Annotated in this window: 14 protein-coding genes; 7 read left to right on the top strand and 7 right to left on the bottom strand. The window is 62.5% G+C overall.

Translation table 11 applies throughout. The features are described from left to right. Positions 1-24: 24 nt before the first annotated feature. Positions 25-558 (bottom strand): hypothetical protein, encoded by a 534-nt coding sequence (locus KW832_RS13215; RefSeq protein WP_218300292.1) that lies wholly within the window; start codon positions 556-558, stop codon positions 25-27. Positions 559-616: 58 nt separating this feature from the next. Next, positions 617-2,095, bottom strand: coding sequence for a Ppx/GppA phosphatase family protein (locus KW832_RS13210; protein ID WP_218300290.1), 1,479 nt, complete (start codon positions 2,093-2,095; stop codon positions 617-619). 285 nt (positions 2,096-2,380) lie between these two features. Here KW832_RS13210 and pstS point away from each other — a divergent pair, with 285 nt between their 5' ends. From pstS to phoR, 7 genes are all read left to right on the top strand, one after another. Further along, positions 2,381-3,403, top strand: a complete 1,023-nt coding sequence (gene pstS, locus KW832_RS13205; protein WP_055398213.1) for a phosphate ABC transporter substrate-binding protein PstS — start codon at positions 2,381-2,383, stop codon at positions 3,401-3,403. Positions 3,404-3,514: 111 nt separating this feature from the next. After that, positions 3,515-4,504, top strand: coding sequence for a phosphate ABC transporter permease subunit PstC (gene pstC, locus KW832_RS13200; protein ID WP_228897760.1), 990 nt, complete (start codon positions 3,515-3,517; stop codon positions 4,502-4,504). 42 nt (positions 4,505-4,546) lie between these two features. Then, positions 4,547-5,401 (top strand): phosphate ABC transporter permease PstA, encoded by an 855-nt coding sequence (gene pstA, locus KW832_RS13195; protein ID WP_055398211.1) that lies wholly within the window; start codon positions 4,547-4,549, stop codon positions 5,399-5,401. Between the two features lie 57 nt (positions 5,402-5,458). Beyond that, positions 5,459-6,241, top strand: coding sequence for a phosphate ABC transporter ATP-binding protein PstB (pstB, locus tag KW832_RS13190; protein WP_055398210.1), 783 nt, complete (start codon positions 5,459-5,461; stop codon positions 6,239-6,241). Positions 6,242-6,252: 11 nt separating this feature from the next. Beyond that, positions 6,253-6,954, top strand: a complete 702-nt coding sequence (gene phoU / locus KW832_RS13185; protein ID WP_055398209.1) for a phosphate signaling complex protein PhoU — start codon at positions 6,253-6,255, stop codon at positions 6,952-6,954. 21 nt (positions 6,955-6,975) lie between these two features. Then, positions 6,976-7,683 (top strand): phosphate regulon transcriptional regulator PhoB, encoded by a 708-nt coding sequence (gene phoB / locus KW832_RS13180; RefSeq protein ID WP_029412769.1) that lies wholly within the window; start codon positions 6,976-6,978, stop codon positions 7,681-7,683. 117 nt (positions 7,684-7,800) lie between these two features. Then, positions 7,801-9,144: a phosphate regulon sensor histidine kinase PhoR gene (gene phoR, locus KW832_RS13175; protein ID WP_218300288.1), complete on the top strand. Its 1,344-nt coding sequence runs from the start codon at positions 7,801-7,803 to the stop codon at positions 9,142-9,144. Here phoR and KW832_RS13170 read toward each other — a convergent pair. From KW832_RS13170 to trxA, 5 genes are all read right to left on the bottom strand, one after another. Further along, a complete protein-coding gene (locus KW832_RS13170) occupies positions 9,098-10,465 on the bottom strand; it encodes an MATE family efflux transporter (RefSeq protein WP_218300284.1) in 1,368 nt (455 codons plus the stop codon). The two genes, phoR and KW832_RS13170, sit on opposite strands and share 47 nt — an antisense overlap. A 21-nt stretch (positions 10,466-10,486) precedes the next feature. Then, positions 10,487-12,187 carry a hypothetical protein gene (locus KW832_RS13165; protein ID WP_218300283.1) on the bottom strand — a complete coding sequence of 567 codons (1,701 nt, stop codon included), beginning with the start codon at positions 12,185-12,187 and terminating at the stop codon, positions 10,487-10,489. A gap of 106 nt (positions 12,188-12,293) precedes the next feature. Beyond that, positions 12,294-12,548 (bottom strand): type B 50S ribosomal protein L31, encoded by a 255-nt coding sequence (locus KW832_RS13160; protein WP_008906759.1) that lies wholly within the window; start codon positions 12,546-12,548, stop codon positions 12,294-12,296. 273 nt (positions 12,549-12,821) lie between these two features. After that, positions 12,822-14,084 (bottom strand): transcription termination factor Rho, encoded by a 1,263-nt coding sequence (gene rho, locus KW832_RS13155; protein WP_055398205.1) that lies wholly within the window; start codon positions 14,082-14,084, stop codon positions 12,822-12,824. A gap of 261 nt (positions 14,085-14,345) precedes the next feature. Beyond that, positions 14,346-14,678, bottom strand: coding sequence for a thioredoxin TrxA (gene trxA / locus KW832_RS13150; RefSeq protein WP_008906761.1), 333 nt, complete (start codon positions 14,676-14,678; stop codon positions 14,346-14,348). Positions 14,679-14,722 lie beyond the last annotated feature (44 nt).

Here is a 14,722-nt window from a genome sequence, read left to right as displayed (position 1 = left end):
GGGTATGCCTCGGTACAGCTGGGGCTACTTGCGCGAGGCTTTGGTCGACGTCTTGGTGGCGGGCGCCGGAACCGCAGGCGCGGCTTCCGCCTTGGGGCGACCTGTCTTGATGGAAGGTACTGCCTGTACCGCGCTGCGCAGGGCGGCGTCAGACATGGCGGCCAGGACCTTCAAGCCCGCGCGCAACAGCTCGCTTTTCTTCACGGGCTGGGCGAGAGCAGCCGAGCGCTGCTTCAGGGTTTCTATGACCGCGTATTCATCTTTGGGAATAGTGAAACTGTCGCGCACCAGCTTGGGCTTCTTGGCCTTGGTATCCCGGGCGGCGGCTGGCGCGGCGGGGGCCTTGGCCAATTTCGGTGTCACTTGCGTGGAGGTGGACGCCTTTTTCTTGGAAGCCGAGGCAGGCTTTGTGGCTGCTTTTTGGGGCTGCTTGGCGACAGCAGCCGTATTGGCGGGAGCCTTCGTGGCCACCGCAGCCGGCTTGACCGACTTTGCCGCAGTGGTGGGGGCGGGGCTGGGCGAGGGGGCTACGGGCAGGGCGGGGCTTGAAGTGGTCATGGCAAACAAACGCTTTCAATAAACGGTATAAACAGTTTATATAGTTTATTGCCAATGCTCAGGGAAGGTCAACCACCAGTTCCCAAGGGGTCTTCTGCCATGCCTGGATTTCTTCGCGCAGCAGGTGTGCAGATTGTGGAAACGCCGTAGCCCAGCCAGCGCGGGCTTTCAGAATGAAACGGTGGCCTTGAGTCTGCAGTGACAAGCCCTGGGTGTCGGGGTCGCGGCGGGCGTGGCACAGTGCCACAGCCAGCCGCATGCTCAGCAGTTGAAGCACGAAGACGGGGTCTTGCAGGTCCGCTTCCAGCTTGCGGACCTTGCCGCGCTGACCTTGAACCAAGATGCCCAAGCGGTGCAGTTCAGGGACTGCAAATCCGGCTGCGTCGGTGTTGTCGAGGATGTAGGCGCCATGGCGGTGGGAATCGCTATGGGATATCAGGCAACCAATTTCGTGAAGCCGGGCCGCCCAGTCGAGCTTGCGCGATGCTCGCTCACTTCCAAAAGGCGTAGCCTGGTCAAACAGCGTACAGGCCGTGCGCGCAACCCGTTCCGCGTGCTCCATGTCCACGCCAAACCGCTGCATCAGGCCGTTCACGGTGGCGGTGCGCAGGTCGGTTCCGGGTTGTTCGCGGTCCAGTAGATCGTAGAGTGCGCCTTGGCGCAAGGCGCCCTGGGCCACCTGCATCTGCTCGATGTCCAGCAGATCAAACACGGCGCGCAGTACGCTGATCCCTCCGCCAATGACGGCGCGCCGCTCTTCCTTGAGGCCTTCCAGGCGGATGCGATCCGCAGATTGGGCGCGCAGCAGGCGTTCCTGCAGCCAGTTGAGGCCCTCGCGGGTGATGACGCCTTGGGGGCCGCCTGCAGCTGCAAGCACGTCGCCAACGGCGCCAGCTGTGCCGGATGATCCGTAGGCCACCTCCCAGGCATCTGGCTGGAAGGTTTCCAGCGCTTCGTCCAGCACGGCCTTGGCTGCAATTTCGGCAGCCAGGAACGCCTGCGTGGTGAACTCGCCATTGGCAAAGTAGCGCTGCGACCACGCTACGCTGCCCACGCGGTACGAGGCCACGGCGTGGGGCGTGAATTGCTGGCCCAAAATGAGTTCGGTGGACCGCCCCCCGATGTCCACCACCAGGCGGCGCTCGTCGGACTGCGGGAGCAGGCGGGCGACGCCCTGGTAGATCAGCCTCGCTTCTTCGGGGCCGGAGACGACGTCGATGGGATAGCCAAGCACGTCGCTCCCGCGTGACAGAAACTCTTCCCGGTTGCGTGCTTCGCGCAGGGTCTGGGTGGCCACGGCGCGAACCTGCGAGCGCGGAAATCCAGCCAAGCGCTCTCCAAATCGCGCCAGGCAGGCCCAGCCGCGCTCCATGGCGTCGCGGGTCAGATTGCGGTCTTCGTCCAGGCCATTGCCCTGGCGCACGGTCTCCTTGAGGTATTCCACCCTCTGGATATGACCGAACTCATAACGCCCGATTTCAAGGCGAAAACTGTTGGAGCCGAGGTCGACTGCGGCGAGGCGTGTGCCGTTCTGCATGTTTTTCTGGTTGGAGCTTCGTTCGGCATGGTACCGCGAGCGTTGGGTGCGCCCGCGCAAGCGCATCGCCACCAGGACGGCGGGAGGGCTGGTCGTGAGACTGTGATCTTCGCCAGTGTCTGCGGCTTGTATGACAAATCAATGACGACGTTACTGATGTTGGACGGGGGTGGAATGCCTGTGTTGCAGTTGCTGGGATGGGGGAGGGGTGTGTCACTGAATTGTCATCTTGGAGCCCTAGAGTTCAGCCTGATCCTGTCAACCCTAGCCAAAAGGTACTGAATAATGAAACGCACATTTCTCAAAACCGTCGCTGTAGCACTGGCCTCCATGGCTGTAGGCAGTGCTTTTGCGGCAGACATCACCGGTGCGGGCGCAACCTTCCCGTTCCCCATGTACGCCAAGTGGGCTGAAGCCTATAAAAAGGAAACGGGCACAGGGCTGAACTATCAGTCCATCGGTTCTTCCGGGGGCATCCGCCAGATTCGCGCCAAGACCGTGGCCTTTGGTGCTACCGATGCCCCCTTGCCGGGTGCTGACCTTGACAAAGATGGCATGGTGCAGTTCCCCGCAATCATTGGTGGTACGGTGCCCGTTGTCAACCTGGAAGGCTTCAAGCCCGGCGAGTTGCGCGTGACTGGTCCTGTACTGGCAGAAATCTTCCTGGGCAAGATCGCCAAGTGGAATGACGCCAAGCTGGCCGCACTGAACCCGGGCAAGACCTTGCCGGACCAAAACATCACCGTGGTTCACCGCGCTGATGGTTCGGGCACCACGTTCAACTGGACCGACTACCTGTCTGCTGTCAGCAAGGAATGGGCAGACTCCGTGGGCAAGGGCGCTGCCGTGAAGTGGCCTGCTGCGTCGTCGGTGGGCGGCAAGGGCAATGAAGGCGTGGCCGCCAATGTGACCCGCGTGAAGGGCGCTGTAGGTTATGTGGAATACGCCTACGTCAAGAAGAACAACATGAACTTCCTGCAGCTCCAAAACGCTGACGGCAAGTACGTAAGCCCTGATGACAAGACCTTTGCCGCAGCCGCAGCCAGCGCTGATTGGTTCAGCGTGCCTGGCATGGGCATCTCGATGGTCAATGCCAAGGGTGCAGAAAGCTGGCCTGTCAGCACAGCCTCCTTCATCCTGATGTACAAGGACCCTGCGGACAAGGCGCAGTCGGCTGAAGTTCTGAAGTTCTTTGATTGGGCGTTCAAGAATGGCAAAGGCATGGCCACGGAGCTGGACTATGTGCCGCTGCCTGACAGCCTGACCGCCGAGATCCGTTCCAAAGTCTGGTCGCAGATCAAGAAGTAAGTCAGTCTGCCCCAGAATACCCCCCATCGGCCGCCTTGGCTGGCCGATGGGTGCTGGTTTGTGGGGATCTCCAGAAGCCAGATGGGAGTCAATATGAGCGTGGGAACCACCATGAGTTCGCAACCCGGGTCCGCCAAAAAGACGGACGCCCCTACGGAGTCGATGGTATCGATTGCCAGGCGGCAGCGTCTTCAGGACATCTTTTTTCATCGGTTGACCCAAAGTCTTTCGCTGCTGGTGCTGGCGGCGCTGCTGGGGATCATCGTCTCTCTGTTTATCTACGCTTGGCCGACGTTCCATAAGTTCGGTGTCCAGTTCATCTGGCGCGTGGAATGGGACATCATCAATGAAGAATTCGGTGCTGCGATTGCCATCGTGGGCACCCTGGCCAGTGCTGGCATTGCGCTGCTGATTGCGGTGCCTCTGGCTTTTGGCATTGCCCTTTTTCTGACGGAAACTTGCCCGGTCTGGCTGCGGCGCCCCCTGGGCACCGCAGTGGAGCTGTTGGCGGCCGTCCCCTCGATCATCTACGGCATGTTCGGTCTGTTCGTATTTGCCCCGCTGTTTGCCGATTACTTCCAGATGCCGGTACAAAAGCTGCTGGGCTCCATGCCGCTGGTGGGCTTTCTGTTTGGCGGCAGCACCAACGGCTTTGGCATCCTGGCGGCCGGTATCGTGCTCGCGTTCATGGTGCTGCCGTTTGTGGCGGCAGTGATGCGCGACGTGTTCGAGATTGTTCCGCCCATCCTGCGCGAGTCTGCCTATGGCCTGGGCTGCACGACCTGGGAAGTGGTGCGCCGCGTGGTGCTGCCTTACACCCAGAAGGGCGTTATAGGCGGAATCATGCTGGGCCTGGGTCGCGCTCTGGGGGAGACCATGGCTGTGACCTTTGTGATCGGCAACGCCAACCGCATGCCGACATCCCTCTTTTCGCCGGGAACCTCGATTGCCTCTACGCTGGCCAACGAGTTCGGCGAGGCGGCTGACTTCCATCTTTCCACGTTGTTCGCGCTGGGTTTCCTGCTGTTCGTGATCACCTTCGTGGTGCTTTCGGCCGCCAAGATCCTGATGCTGCGTGCTGAAAAGGCCAAGGGCCTTTGAGTCCTCACGCCCTGACCATGAACCTCTTTTGAGACAAGCTCCATGGAATTCAACCAACAACTCTACAAAAAGCGCCAGCGCTCCAACGCCATCGGGCTAACCCTTTCCTTGGGGGCGATGGTGCTGGGTCTGTTCGTGCTGCTCTGGATCCTGAGCGTGCTGCTGTCCAACGGCTTTGCTGCGCTGGACTGGAACATGTTCACCCAGTCCACGCCGGCACCCGGATCGGAAGGCGGCGGGCTGGCCAATGCCATCGTCGGTAGCCTCATGATGGTGGGTTTTACCGTGCTGGTATCCACACCGATTGGTGTACTGGCTGGCGTGTACCTAGCGGAATACGGCGACCAGAGCAAGACGGCTGAACTCACCCGCTTTGTGACCGACATCATGCTGTCCGCGCCCTCCATCGTGCTGGGCCTGTTCGTCTATGCCATTGCCGTGGCGACGGTCGGCAACTTCTCAGGTTGGGCCGGTAGCCTGGCCTTGTCGCTGATCGCCGTACCGGTGGTGGTCCGTACCACCGAGAACATGCTGCGCCTGGTGCCCGGCAGTCTGCGCGAGGCTGCTTTTGCACTGGGTGCACCACGCTGGAAAGTGTCCACCATGGTCACCCTGCGTGCTGCGCGCAGTGGCGTGATGACGGGCCTGCTGCTGGCTGTGGCCCGCATCAGCGGCGAGACTGCGCCGCTGTTGTTCACGGCGCTCAACAACCAGTTCTTCAGTACCAACATGAATGCCCCCATGGCCAACCTGCCGGTGGTGATCTTCCAGTTTGCCCTGAGCCCTTACGAAAACTGGGTGCGCCTGGCCTGGGGTGGGGCTTTGCTCATCACGTTGTCGGTGTTGATCCTCAACATCGTGGCGCGGGTTTTCCTGCGCGAGAAGAGCCGTGCCTGACCTGTCGGCCCATTACGCAGACACCACCCAGACAGCCTCCATTTTCAGGATTTGACAATGAACGCCACCGCTACCGTCACCCCCAGCAAGAATGCGCTGGAACTTCGCAACCTCAGCTTCTTCTATGGCAAGTTTCAGGGGCTGCGCAACGTCAGCCTCAACATTGCCGAGCACAAGGTGACTGCTTTCATTGGCCCCTCGGGCTGTGGCAAGTCCACCCTGCTGCGGACTTTGAATCGCATGTACAGCCTGTACCCGGGCCAGCGTGCCGAAGGCACCATCAACTTCTACGGCCAGGACATCCTGGACCCCAAGCAGGACATCAACCTGCTGCGCGCCCGCATCGGCATGGTGTTCCAGAAACCCACGCCGTTTCCCATGTCCATCTACGACAACATCGCCTTCGGTGTGAAGCTCTACGAAAGCCTGAGCAAAAGCGAGATGGACGACCGCGTGGAATGGGCGCTCTCCAAGGCCGCCTTGTGGACCGAGGTGAAGGACAAGCTGCACCAAAGCGGTTTGTCGCTCTCCGGCGGACAGCAGCAGCGCCTTTGCATTGCACGCAGCGTGGCGGTCAAGCCTTCTGTGCTGCTGCTTGACGAACCCACCTCGGCGCTGGACCCGCTGTCCACTGCCAAGATCGAAGAGCTGATCGACGAACTCAAGCACGACTACACGATTGCCATCGTGACGCACAACATGCAGCAGGCTGCCCGCTGCAGCGACTACACGGCCTACATGTACCTGGGCGAAATGATCGAGTTCGGTGCCACCGAGCAGATCTTCTTCAAGCCCGAGCGCAAGGAAACCGAAGACTACATCACCGGCCGTTTCGGCTAAGGAGACAGCAGATGCCCGATAAACACCTCTCGTCCCAGTTCGACAGCGAACTCAACAGCGTCTCCGCCCGTGTGATGGAGATGGGTGGCCTGGTGGAATCGCAGATTCGCCAGGCGGTGTACGCCCTGTCGCAGTTCAGCCTGGAGGCCGTGGAGACCGTGGCCTCGATGGAAACCCGTATCAATGCGATGGAAGTCGAGATCGACCAGGAGCTGTCGTCCATCATCGCGCGCCGTCAGCCGACGGCGCGCGACCTGCGCCTGCTGCTGGCCTTCTCCAAGGCCACAGCCAACCTCGAACGCATGGGTGATGAGGCCAACAAGATGGCCCGTATGGTGCGCTCCATCATCGAGAGTGGTGCACCTCGCTCGCTGCCGTCGAGCGACCTGCGCACGGCAGCCGAGCTGGCGTCGGGCCTGCTGCGCAAGACGCTGGATGCTTTTGCGCGCCTGGACGTCAAGGCGGCGGTGGCCATCCTCAAGGAAGACGACCTGATCGACAAGGAATTCGATGGATTCGTGCGCAAGCTCATCACCTACATGATGGAAGACCCGCGCACCATCTCCCCCAGCCTGGACCTGCTGTTCCTGGCCAAGGCGATTGAGCGCATCGGCGACCATTCCAAGAACGTGGCTGAGTTGATCATCTATCTGGTCAAGGGCAAGGATGTGCGCCACACTGCCCTCGATGAGATCGAGTCAGCCGTTCTGTAAAAAAAGAGCTTTGGCAAAACTATGAGAAAGCTCCCACGCGTCCTCATCGTTGAGGACGAACCTGCGATTGCCGAGTTGATTGCAGTCAATCTACGCCACAACGGATTCCAGCCCTTTTGGGCGGAAGACGGTGACTCGGCCCAGCGCGAGCTGGATGCCGTGCTGCCGGATGTCATCCTGCTCGACTGGATGCTGCCGGGGCAAAGCGGCTTGTCGCTGGCACGCAAGTGGCGTGCGGACAGCCGCACCAAGCCGATCCCGATCCTGATGTTGACGGCCCGGGGCGATGAACCCGACAAGATCGCTGGGCTCGATGCGGGTGCCGACGACTACATCACCAAGCCGTTCTCCACGCAGGAGCTGCTGGCGCGGATCCGTGCCGTGCTGCGCCGTCGTGCTCCCGAGCAGGTCAGCGACAGCGTGACCATTGGCGAGCTGGTGCTCGACGCCGGGACCTACCGCGTGACCTTCCAGGGGCAGCCGCTCAAGGTGGGCCCCACCGAGTTCAAGCTGCTGCACTTTCTCATGAAACACGCCGAACGTGTACACAGCCGCTCGCAATTGCTCGACAAGGTGTGGGGTGACCATGTTTTCATCGAGGAGCGCACAGTGGATGTGCACGTCAAGCGGCTGCGCGAAGCCCTGGGCGCCGCCTCCGTGATGGTGGAAACCGTGCGTGGCGCGGGCTACCGGCTCACCGCCCAGCCCCAGGTGCAGTTGCAGGCCTGAGAGGCTGGTGATGATCTTCAGCGATAGAGTGAACAGGTGCTGAGGGCGCGGGCCTGATGTTGTCGATGGGGCGCACAGGATGCGCCCCTGTTTTTCTGAGAAGGCGTTGCTGACCGCATGCTGTGGCGTATTTCGTATTTCCTGCTCTGGCAGATAGCGGGTGGCGGGCTGGGATGGTGGCAGGGTGGTCCCTGGGGCGCAGCCCTGGGCGCCGCCCTGGCGGCGTGGGCCTGGTTTGTCTGGGATCTGCTGCGTGGCGCGCGTGTGCTGCGCTGGCTGCGCACGGGTGACCTGTCCGAAGTCCCGGCCATGCGCGGCATCTGGGGTGAGGCGGCAGACCGTGCGCGGCGCCTTTTGCGCAGACAGGAGACCCAGATCCGCGACAGCCAGGACCGGCTGCAGGAGATCCTGGCCGCGCTGCAGGCCACGCCCAATGGGGTGGTGCTGCTGGATGCGCAAGGCCGCATCGAGTGGTGCAACCAGATGGCCGCCAGCCAGTTCGGCTTTGACGCCCAGCGCGATGTGATGCAGTCGATCGGCAACCTGGTGCGCGACCCCGAGTTCACGGCCTACTATGCCGCCCAGGATTTCAACCACGACGTGGTGCTGGAGGGGCGATTCAGTACGCCATCGCGGCCGGTGCGCATCTCGGTGCATCTGCACCCCTATGGCGACGGGCGCACTCTGCTGCTGTCGCGCGATGTCACGGCGCTGGAGCAGGCCGAGGCCATGCGGCGCGACTTCGTGGCGAATGTGTCCCATGAGATCCGCACGCCCCTGACGGTGCTGACCGGTTTTGTCGAAACGCTGCAGACCTTGCCCCTGAGTGCCGACGAGCGCTCGCGCTACCTGGGCATGATGGCTCAGCAGGCGCTGCGCATGCAAAGTGTGGTGCAAGACCTTTTGACCCTGTCGCGCCTGGAGGGCAGTCCGCCACCGGGGATGGCGGAGTGGACGCCCGTGCAGGCGCTCATGCAGCGGTGCGAGGAGGAGGGGCGTGCGCTGTCGGCCGTGCTCTCGCAAAACCAGCCGCGCCAGCATGTCATGGTGTTTCCGTCGAAGGACGCGTTGCATGCCGAGGGCGACATTGCAGGCGTGCCCACCGAGTTGCAAAGCGCATTGTCGAACCTCATCAGCAATGCGGTGCGCTACACGCCTGCGGGTGGGGTGATCACGGTGGCGTGGCACCGCATGGAAGATGGCTGCGCAGTTTTCTCAGTGCAGGATACAGGCCCGGGAATCGCACCCGAACACATTCCGCGTTTGACAGAGCGCTTTTACCGCGTGGACCGCAGCCGCTCCCGCGAGACCGGTGGCACCGGCCTGGGGCTGGCCATCGTCAAGCATGTGCTGCAGCGGCACGGCGCCACGCTGGACATTGCCAGCACGCTGGGCAAGGGCTCGGTGTTCTCGGTCACCTTCCCCGCGAACCGGTTGCGCGGGTTTTCGCTGCCGGTCTGACTGCACGCCACAGCATGGCCAGGAACAGCGCCGCAGTGAACCACAGCGCCGCAGCGCTTGCGGCCCAGAAGGGTGTGGGCGATGGCTCCGCTGCCCAAGGCCCCAGGCCCCGGTAGGCCAGCAGGTAGCCGCCCCCCAAACCCGCACCCCACAGCAACACGCAATACACCACCAGCGGCGCCACGGTGATGCGGTAGCAGCGCAATACAAACACGCACAGCGTCTGCAGTGCATCGGCTGCGTGGTACGCAGCGACCCACACGATGACCCCGCCCGTCAGGGCCACCACGCCGGTGTTGGTGGAATACAAACCGCCAATGTGATTATTTGCTATCAATAATATAGCTTCTAGCGCAATGCCAATAAGCGCTGAAAGCCTAAAACCTATAAAAACCACCTTGCGCGCGCATGCTGGATCACCAGCGCCCAGCCAGTAGCTGACGCGGGCACTGGTGGCGATGGCCAGCGACAGCGGCACCATGTAGAGCACAGCCGCCACATTGGCTGCGATCTGGTGCGCCGCCGATGCGGTGGTGCCCTGGCGTGCAATGAACAACGCCATCAGCGTGAACGACGTCACCTCCACCATCACAGCCAGCCCGGCCGGGATGCCCAGGCGGGCAAAGCCCGCAATGGTGGGCCAGTGCGGGGGCTCCATACGGCGCCAGATGCGCAGGGGTTCATAGATGTCCTGCGTGCGCAGCAGCCATATGGCCAGCGCAAGCATGCTGCCGTTGACCACCAGGGTGGCCCACGCGCATCCCACCACGCCTTGCGCAGGCAGCCCTGCGCCGCCAAAGGTGAACCAGATCGACAGTGGCAGCTTGATGAACAGCGAGCCCACTTGCAGCCAGGTCACCAGCTTGGGGCGGCCCAGGGCCTGGTTCAAGGTGCTGTAGATGCGAAAAAGCAGGGCAGGCGGCAGTGCCAGGGCCAGCACGGCCAGGTAACTCTCCACCTCGGTGCGCAGGGCTGACGGCACCTCGGTCCAGCGCAGCAGAGGTGCGGGGGACAGCAGTATGGACATGCCCACCAGCGAGGCCGCGCAGCACAGGTACAGCGACTGCCGCAGAGACCGGCCCAGGCTGTCGGTCTGCCGGGCGCCGCGCAACTCGGCCCACACCGGAAGCAGCGCCTGCAGCACGCCGATCAGCGCCACATACACGCTGATGAAGATGGCGCTGCCCACCGAGAGTGCCGCCAGCGAGGCTTCTCCATGGCGCCCGGCGACGATGGTGTCTGTCACGCCAAACGCCATCACCGCCAGTTGCCCGGCCAGCACCGTGATGGCGTGGCGCGAGATGGTCGAAAGCTCCGACATTACTCCGGCATCATTCGGGCATCAGCGTGCAGGCCCCGCACGGTGAAACACCAGGAGGTGATCGTTCTTGTCAGTGGGGCGTGGAATGGTGGCCCGGGCTTCCCAGCGCGCCACATTCACCATGCGCTCGGACGGAGGCCAGGAGGCGATGTCAGCCACCAGCCAGTCGCACTCGTCCTGCAGGCCCGCCCTCTGAAGCGAGAGGCCACCGTGGTACTGCAGAGCCGCCACCTGGGCACGGTTCAACCCTACCGTCTGCACACAGCCCGGGGATGGGCCCAGTGCGGCCATCACACTGCGAACCTGGGGGCGATAGCTGCGGGCGTAGTCCAGTAGCGGTAACCACAAAGTCATCAGCAGCAGCCAGCCCAGCGCGGCGCCGCTGGCTGGCAGCACCAGGCTCTTCCAGATGGGCGCCCGGTTGCGCGCGGCGCGCCACCACACCAGGCTGCACCAGCCCACGGTGGCCGCCAGGGCCACGACCAGCGCCAGTGCGGAAAACTGCGGCACAAAACCAGGGGCCAGCTTGGCCACATTGGCTGCAGGCTTGGCGGGAACGCCCGTTTGCATGGCAATCCAGATCACCCAGATCGCCAGCGCAGAAACGGTGAAGAACAGCAGCGTGAACCAGTCGATCAGCGCCCCCACACTGCGCCGCAGCGTGGGCAGTGCAAACGCTGCCAGGGCCGCCAGGGCCGGCAGACCGAGCAGGAGGGCCCTGTCTGCAGGTTGGGTGGTGATGGTGGCGGCAATGGAGACTGCCGAGAACCACAGCGGGAGCAGCAGGTGCCTGTGCCCCTGGCGGCTGATGATCTGCTTGCGCCAGCGCCATAGCGTCCACAGGGCCAGGGGCCAGGCGGGCCATCCAAACCACAGCAGCAGCCGCGCCAGGCTCTGCCACTCTTTGCCGCCTGAGCCGGAATCCACAATTCGCCAGCGCCAGAGATCGAGCCCCCAGGCGATCAGCGCCGCTGCCAACGTGATTGCCCCGAGGGCCAGGGCCCAGCGCAGGCGATGGTCTGTCTGGCTGCCTGGCGCATACACCACCACCACCATGCTGCCCAGTCCCAGCAATGCTGCAAGCGCCGGAGCGCCTGCCAGCGTGAGCCCCACCATGCCTGCGGCCAGCGCCACGGCAGGGGCTACGGTGCGGTGGGGCATGGCTGCAACCGCAAAGAAGATCAGCGCCGTGCAACTGAGCTGCACCAGATAGCTGGTGACCTCATGCGAGAGCTGCGCGAGGCCCAGGCAGGCAATCAAGGCCAGCAACCCGCCATCGGCAATGGCGCGGGCGTAGTCGGGTGGATTGGCTTCGCCCCCAAAGGCAAAGGCCACAGGCTGGGCGCCGGGGCTTCGGGCAAGGTAGTAGACGGCGTACCACGTGGCAATGAGGGTGATGACCAGCAGGAGTGCGAAGGGTAGGCGCACCGCCATCTCGGCAGAAACCCACTGGGGCGCCAGCTGAATTGCCCAAGCGCCCAGCCAGTACGGCAGCAGTCCCTCGGTTTCAGGGGGCATGCCGCCCAGCAGGGGGCTCAGCCAGGGCGTGTGCCCGTGGGCCAGCTCCAGCATGTAGCCAAACGCCGTGACATCCGCACTTTTCCACGGGTCGCGCCCCACGAAGCCGGGCACGACATAGGCAATACACAGCAGTACCAGTGCCCAGCGTGGCAGGGGACTGACAGCGTTCTGGGTAACGATGGCGGGGGTCGGTGGATTCACGCGTCAGAGGGCGGCAAAGCGAAGCCACCGAGAATAAGGGCAAAACCAACGGAAAAAGGCAGCCCGGTTGCCCGGGCTGCCTTTTTGGCGGGAACGCAAGCGCGAATTACTTCGCTGCGGTCTTGCCGAAACGGTTGCGGAAGCGCTCCACGCGGCCACCCATGTTGTCCACCGACTTTTGCGTACCGGTGTAGAAGGGGTGCGATTCAGAAGACGTATCCAGCTTGAACAGCGGGTATTCCTTGCCTTCGAAGGTTTCCATTTCCTTCGTGTTCACGCAGGAACGGGTCACGAACTTGAAGCCGTTGGACAGGTCCGAGAACAGGACTTCGCGGTAGTTGGGGTGAATGCCTTCTTTCATGATCAATCCTTGTCAAGTGCGGGAGCCGCGCTGAACCCGGAGCAACCTTTGCGCCGTGGAACATCCAACGTACTTTCCGCAGAAAAAGCCCTCTATTATTGCACAGGCGGTTTGATGGCATTTTCGCGACGGCCCGTAACGGCTGAAACTGGCAAGGCCCTGGCCAGAACCGCCGCGCAAGGGCCGCCCCGCCGCGCTGGCGGCGGCCCCCTTCCCAAATTGCGTAGCAATTCGAGAGAAGGGGGGAAGGCGCGAAAGCGCCTCAGGGGGCTGTCACCCTCCTCTTCGCATCATGTCAAAGAAGTCCACATTGGTCTTGGTGGCCTTCATGTTCTTGATCATAAGCTCCATCGATTCGATCTCGTCCATGTTGTACATGAACTGGCGCAGGATGCGGGTCTTTTGCAGGATCTCGGGCGCCAGCAGCAGTTCTTCGCGGCGGGTGCCGCTCTTGTTGAGTTCGATGGCGGGGAACACGCGCTTTTCGTACAGGCGGCGGTTCAGGTGGATTTCGCAGTTGCCGGTGCCCTTGAACTCTTCAAAGATCACTTCGTCCATGCGGCTGCCGGTATCGACCAGCGCGGTGGCGATGATGGTAAGCGAGCCACCTTCTTCGACCTTGCGGGCGGCGCCGAAGAAGCGCTTGGGGCGCTGCAGTGCGGCGGCGTCCACACCGCCCGAAAGCACCTTGCCGCTGGAGGGCACGACGTTGTTGTAGGCGCGCGCCAGGCGGGTGATGGAGTCCAGCAGGATGACCACGTCCTTCTTCAGCTCGACCAGGCGCTTGGCGCGCTCGATCACCATCTCGGCCACGTGCACGTGGCGGGCGGCGGGCTCGTCGAAGGTGGAGGCGATGATCTCGCCCTTCACCGTGCGCTGCATTTCGGTCACTTCTTCAGGGCGCTCGTCCACCAGCAGCACCATCAGGTGCACGTCGGGGTTGTTGGCCGTGATGGCGTGGGCGATGTGCTGCATCATCACCGTCTTGCCGCTCTTGGGCGGGGCGACGATCAGCGCGCGCTGGCCACGGCCGATGGGCGCAATGATGTCGATGATGCGGCCTGTGATGTTTTCTTCGCCCTTGAAGTCGCGCTCCAGCTTCATCTGTTCCTTGGGGAACAGGGGCGTCAGGTTCTCGAACATCACCTTGTGCTTGTTCTGCTCCGGCGGGCCGCCGTTGACGGAGTCGAGCTTGTTCAGGGCGAAGTAGCGCTCGCCGTCTTTGGGTGTGCGGACTTCACCTTCGATCATGTCGCCGGTGTGCAGATTGAAACGGCGCACCTGGCTCGGGCTGATGTAGATGTCGTCCGTGCTGGCGGTAAAGCTCGTGTCCGGGCTGCGCAGGAAGCCGAAACCGTCGGGCAAAATTTCCAGCACGCCATCGGCAATGATTTGTTCCCCGGTCTTGGCCCGCTTCTTGATGATCGCAAACATCAGCTCCTGCTTGCGCATGCGACCGGTATTTTCGATTTCGAGTTCTTCGGCTTGCTTCAGGACTTCAGACACGTGCAGTGCCTTGAGTTCGTTTAAGTGCATGGAATGACTCCTTGGCGGAGCTGGTATGAATCTTGGGGGAGGAGGGCTGGTGCCAGATGGGCTGCTGTTTGCAGGTCTGGCTCGCCGGGGATCTCGGTCCGGCTGCCAATGCGTGCAGGCCGGTGATCTGAAGGAATTATGACAGGAAAAAAAGCGGGAGATTCACGGGATCCGAATTCGGTCTGTGTCTGGCGCTGCAAGTGGTGTCGTGAAAACAAACAACCCCGCGTGCATGGGCAGGCGCGGGGTTGTGGGTGCGGATCAGGCCAGTTGCTGATCGATGAAGGCGGTCAGTTGTGCCTTGCTCATGGCGCCGACCTTGGTGGCGGCCAGCTGGCCGTCCTTGAACAGCATCAGTGTGGGAATGCCGCGAATGCCGAACTTGGCGGGGATCTCGCGGTTTTCGTCCACATTCATCTTGGCGATCTGCAGCTTGCCCTGGTAGGTGCCTGCCACTTCGTCCAGGATGGGGGCAATCATTTTGCAGGGGCCGCACCATTCGGCCCAGTAGTCCACCAGCACGGCGGAGCCGGGTTGCAGCACGTCGGCTTCAAAGCTGGCGTCAGAGACATGTTTGATGAGTTCGCTGGCCATGGCGGATTCCTTGATTTTGAGCGGGTTGTGACCGGTGTACGTTT

The sequence above is a fragment of the Acidovorax sp. sif0632 genome (assembly GCF_019218805.1).
In the GTDB taxonomy this organism is placed as follows: domain Bacteria; phylum Pseudomonadota; class Gammaproteobacteria; order Burkholderiales; family Burkholderiaceae_C; genus Acidovorax; species Acidovorax facilis.
The sequence above is the reverse complement of the archived record's forward strand: the minus strand, read 5'-3'. Positions and strand labels throughout refer to the sequence as shown.